At 61.9% G+C, this 2198-nt stretch carries 3 protein-coding genes; 2 read left to right on the forward strand and 1 reads right to left on the reverse strand.

The window, feature by feature from the left end:
* Positions 1-4: 4 nt before the first annotated feature.
* Positions 5-544, reverse strand: a complete 540-nt coding sequence (locus B3Q33_RS14420; RefSeq protein WP_035245852.1) for a chorismate--pyruvate lyase family protein — start codon at positions 542-544, stop codon at positions 5-7.
* 257 nt (positions 545-801) lie between these two features.
* Here B3Q33_RS14420 and rd point away from each other — a divergent pair, with 257 nt between their 5' ends.
* The gene (rd, locus tag B3Q33_RS14425; RefSeq protein ID WP_035245853.1) at positions 802-966 is read left to right on the forward strand and encodes a rubredoxin; all 165 of its coding nucleotides are present in this window, start codon (positions 802-804) and stop codon (positions 964-966) included.
* Positions 967-1016: 50 nt separating this feature from the next.
* Complete coding sequence (locus B3Q33_RS14430) at positions 1017-2165, forward strand: NAD(P)/FAD-dependent oxidoreductase (protein WP_272962623.1); 1149 nt, start codon at positions 1017-1019, stop codon at positions 2163-2165.
* The last annotated feature ends 33 nt before the right edge of the window (positions 2166-2198 follow it).

The raw sequence follows: 2198 nt of genomic DNA on the forward strand, positions 1-2198 counted from the left end.
GCTCCTACAGCAGTGAAGAAACGCTAGTAGCGCCCACCTTCTCCCACAGTGCCGGCAGAAAGTATTCTGCTACCAGCAACGGCTCACCGCGTTTGATGAAACGGGACTGGCGCCCCCAGCACACTGGCATGGCTTCTGCAGGGCTTCCAAGGCGGGCCCAGACCTGGTCGCGCAGGCAGGTGGGGCGTTTGTAGAGTTCCAGGCCCAGGGAGCGGCTACCCATATGGCCCAGGGAGCGATTGGCGCCGGTGAGGCTGGTCAGGGGCAGAACGCTGCGGGCGGCCACCACCGGGGTGTCGTCCAGCAGCAGAGTGACCTCGCGGATCAGTGCCGCCCGCCGGGGAGCCAGGTCCAGCAGTTGCCGTTCGTCGGCTCGGGGAAAGCTGATGGCGTGGTAGCCAGGCTCCACCCGGAACTGGCCGTGGCGCTTCAGACGCAGGGTCAGGGACGCCGGATCCGCCATCCACTCACGGATACGGGGCGGCAGCACCAGCTGTTCCAGCGGGCGCCAAAGGCTGTCAGGATGCAGGGCGGCAGGCAGCATGGGTCTCTCAACATCGCAGGCCGCAGGACTATGGCGCAAGCAGTGACTCAGGGCAAGTCAGCAGCGCGCCGGTCTGCGAGCGCTTGCCGGCAAGCGATAATGGCCTTGGGCCAGGCAAATGGACCCCGGCGCCAATGCGTGCCAGTGCCCAATGTCATTGATTTTTCGGGCGTGCGCCGATAGGTTATCGCCCCCCGAGATACACCCTGTATGTAGCAGAGTAAGCGAGTACTTACTCCAATTCGACGAGGTTCACGATGAAGAAGTGGGAATGCGTAGTGTGCGGTTTCATCTATGACGAAGCCGAAGGTCTGCCCGATGAGGGTATTGCCCCCGGTACGGCCTGGGATGATGTGCCGGAAGACTGGGTCTGCCCGGATTGTGGCGTGGGCAAGGACGATTTCGAAATGGTGGAAATCTGAGCCACTGCTACGGTCATTCTGCCCGTTCACTGATTAATCAAGGACTGTTCATGCAACCTATCGTCATCATCGGTTCCGGCCTTGCCGGCTTTAATACCGTCAAGGAATTCCGCAAGCTGGACAAGGAAACGCCCATCGTTGTGATCACCAGCGACGACGGCCGTAACTATTCCAAGCCCATGCTGTCCGCCGGTTTTACCAAGGAAAAAACCGCTGATGACCTGTGCATGGCCACGCCGGAAAAGGTTGCCGAGCAGTTCAATGTGGAAGTGCGCACCGACGTGCATGTGGCGGAAATCGACCCCTCCGGCAAGCGTGTACTGCTGCCGGACGACCACCTGGACTACAGCAAGCTGGTGCTGGCGTTGGGGGCTGATACCTGGACCCCGCCGCTGGAAGGCGATGCTGTGGGCGATGTGTTCTCCGTCAACGATCTGATGGACTACGGCAAATTCCGCACCGCCCTGAAGGGGGCAAAGAAAGTCACCATTCTGGGTGGTGGCCTGATCGGCTGTGAATTTGCCAACGATCTGTCCAACGGTGGTTATGAGGTGACTCTGGTGGAGCCCCAGGGGCGCTGCCTGCCGCTGCTACTGCCCGAGCCGGCATCTGCGGCAGTCGGCCGGGGTCTGGCGGATCTGGGCGTGACCTTCCAGTTTGGTCCTCTGGCCCAGGCGGTGAACCACGGTGATAACAATCAGCTGATCACCGAGCTGTCCGACGGCACCCGTATCGAGTCCGACGTGGTGCTGTCCGCTATCGGCCTGCGTCCGCGTATTGCCCTGGCCAAGGAAGCCGGCCTGGCCATCAACCGTGGCATCATCACCGATAAGACTCTGCAGACCAGCGCTGAGGATATCTACGCCCTGGGCGACTGCGCTGAAGTGCAGGGTCACGTGCTGCCCTACGTGCTGCCGCTGATGGCCTCCGCCCGTGCCCTGGCCAAGACCCTGGCCGGTGAAACCACTGCAGTGAGCTACGGTGTCATGCCGGTCACCATCAAGACCCCGGCCTGCCCGGTGGTGGTGTGCCCGCCGGCAGATGCCGACAACGGCGAATGGGAAATCCAGGAAGACGGCAACAACGTCCAGGCCCTGTTCCGTGGCAAGGATGGCAGCCTGCAGGGCTACGCGCTCACCGGTGATGCGGTGAAAGAGAAAATGAAGCTCAACAAGGAACTGCCGCCGTTGATGCCCTAACGGCGGCCCGCCGTAGGAGCTATGCTCGCATGG

It is taken from the genome of Alcanivorax sp. UBA3183 (assembly GCF_002364155.1).
GTDB lineage: Bacteria > Pseudomonadota > Gammaproteobacteria > Pseudomonadales > Alcanivoracaceae > Alcanivorax > Alcanivorax jadensis.

Coding starts and splice junctions, on each gene's coding strand:
- rd (WP_035245853.1), top strand. CDS start 802: ATGAAGAAGTGGGAATGCGTAGTGTGCGGTTTCATCTATGACGAAGCC.
- B3Q33_RS14430 (WP_272962623.1), top strand. CDS start 1,017: ATGCAACCTATCGTCATCATCGGTTCCGGCCTTGCCGGCTTTAATACC.
- B3Q33_RS14420 (WP_035245852.1), bottom strand. CDS start 544: ATGCTGCCTGCCGCCCTGCATCCTGACAGCCTTTGGCGCCCGCTGGAA.